The following is a 2,239-nucleotide window of genomic DNA, read 5'->3' as shown; positions in this document are numbered from 1 at the left end:
CGAAGCCGTGGACGAGGACGTCGTCGTCCTCGTCCACGGCTTCGACGCGGGCCTGGAGCTGATCCGCCACCCGCTCGTCGCGGCGGCCGGCTTCACCGGCTCGATCCGCGGCGGCCGGGCCCTCTTCGACGCGGCCGTCACCCGGCCCGTCCCCATCCCCTTCCACGGCGAACTCGGCTCCCTCAACCCGGTCGTGGTCACCGAGGCCGCCGCCGCGGAGCGCGCCGAGGAGATCGGCGCGGGCCTGGCCGGCTCCATGACCCTGGGCGCCGGCCAGTTCTGCACCAAGCCCGGCTTCGTCCTCGCCCCCCGCGGAGCGGACGGCGACCGCTTCCTCGACGCCCTCACCGCCGCCGTCAGCGAGACCGAGCCGTCCGTCATGCTCGACCACCGGATGCGGGACGCCTTCGTCGCCGGGGTCGCCGAGCGTGCCGCGCTCGCCGGGGTCGACACCCCGGTCACCCCCGGCGCGGGCGGCGCCCACACCGTCAGCGCCGGCGTCCTCGCCGTCGACGCCGCCGTGTTCGCCGACGGCGGCCACCACCTCCTCCTGGAGGAGTGCTTCGGACCGGTCACCGTCGTCGCCCGCTACTCCGGCCCGGAGGAGGTGACCGCCGTCCTCGGCCTGCTGCCCGGCAACCTCACCGCCGGCCTGCACATCGCCGACGATGACCCGGACGCGGCCCCGCTGCTCGCCGAACTCACCCCGCTGGCCGGCCGCGTCCTCGTCAACGGCTGGCCGACCGGCGTCGCCGTCGCACCCGCCCAGCACCACGGCGGCCCCTACCCGGCCACCACCTCCACCTCCACCTCGGTCGGCGCGACCGCGATCGAGCGCTGGCTGCGCCCGGTCACGTACCAGTCGACGCCCGACCACCTCCTCCCGCCGGAACTCCGCGACGGCAACCCGCTGGGACTGCCCCGGCGCTGACGGTCAGAGCCTGACCACGATCTTCCCGAAGTGCGTGTTCGACTCCATGAGGCGGTGGGCGTCGGCGATCCGCTCCAGACCGTCGAAGGTCTCGGCGATCACCGGCGCCAGGGAGCCGTCCCGCAGCCCCGAGCCGATGAACCCGGCCGCGAGCCGGCGCCCCTCCGCCGTCCTGGCCAGTGCCCCGTTCGCGTACGTGTGCGTGGTCAGCGGCCAGTTCCGCGACAGCTCGACCGGCCGCGGGTCCAGCCAGCCGTAGAGGACGGCGGTGCCACCGGTCCGCAGCGCGTCCCCGAGCCGGGCGAAACCGGGCCCGCCGATCGCGTCGAAGGCCAGGTCCGCGCCCGCCCCGCCGGTGATCCGCCGCACCTCCTCGACCAGGTCCTCGGTGTCGGTGGTCACCACGTGCGCGGCCCCCAGTCCGAGGAGCCGCTTCCGCTTCCCCTCGCCGCGGGTGGTGGCGATCGGTACGGCCCCGACCCGCAGCGCCGTCTGGATCGCGGCCGTCCCCACCCCGCTCGACGCGCCCGTGATCACCACGTGGTCGCCGGGGCGCAGTCCACCGGTCAGCACCATGCCTCCGTACGCGGTGAAGTAGCCCAGCCAGACCGCCGCCGCGGTCACCGCGTCCACGCCCTCGGGCCGGGCCACCACGTACTCCTCGGGGAGCACCACCCGCTCCGCGTGCACGCCGTACGTCCCGAACTCGAAGTTGGCCGCCGCCATCACCGGATCGCCCGGGGCGTACGTCGTGACCCCCGCGCCGACCGCCTCGACCACGCCCGCCGCCTCGTAACCGAGCCGCGAACCCGGCAGCGTCGCCGGGTAGTAGTAGGTGCCGGCGCGGAACAGGGCCTCGGCGCGGTTGAGTCCGATCGCCTCGACGCGGACGAGCACCTCACCGGGACCGGGGTCCGGAAGCGGCACCTCCTCGACCTTCAGGACCTCGGGGCCGCCGAGCTCGTGGAACAGAACTGCCTTCGTCGTCATGTCCGTTGTCGTCATGACCTCGACGTTAGGAGGGACCGGAAAGACGATCCATGTCTCCTCGGCTTCCCTCCATGTCCGATCGTCTCGCGCGCTACCGTTCAGGTCATGGACGTACTGAGCGATGCCATCGCCGCCATGCGCACCGGGCTCCCGCACTCCTCCCGCACCGTCCGGCTCGCCCCCTGGGGCGTCCGCTACCCGTCGAGCGACAGCGCCGGATTCCACGTCGTCCTCCAGGGCACCGCCTGGCTGCTGCCCCCGGACGGTGCCGCCCCCGTCCGGCTCGGCCCCGGCGACGTCGTCCTCTTCGCCCACGGC

3 protein-coding genes are annotated in these 2,239 nt (G+C 74.4%); 2 read left to right on the top strand and 1 reads right to left on the bottom strand.

The genetic code is table 11. From position 1 onward, the window contains the following. A partial coding sequence (locus tag CCN56_RS37600) for an aldehyde dehydrogenase family protein (RefSeq protein WP_143664764.1) occupies window positions 1–931 on the top strand: 931 nt, incomplete at its 5' end. 3 nt (window positions 932–934) lie between these two features. Here the strand turns inward: CCN56_RS37600 and CCN56_RS37595 are convergent. After that, window positions 935–1,936: a zinc-dependent alcohol dehydrogenase family protein gene (locus CCN56_RS37595; protein WP_086832176.1), complete on the bottom strand. Its 1,002-nt coding sequence runs from the start codon at window positions 1,934–1,936 to the stop codon at window positions 935–937. 90 nt (window positions 1,937–2,026) lie between these two features. Between CCN56_RS37595 and CCN56_RS37590 the strand changes: the two genes are divergently transcribed. Beyond that, window positions 2,027–2,239, top strand: a 213-nt coding sequence (locus CCN56_RS37590) for a cupin domain-containing protein (protein ID WP_143664763.1), incomplete at its 3' end; no start/stop codon positions are given.

The sequence above is a fragment of the Streptomyces sp. NRRL B-24572 genome, assembly GCF_002156145.1.
GTDB lineage: Bacteria > Actinomycetota > Actinomycetes > Streptomycetales > Streptomycetaceae > Streptomyces > Streptomyces vietnamensis.
This window is presented reverse-complemented; position numbering and strand designations above follow the sequence as displayed.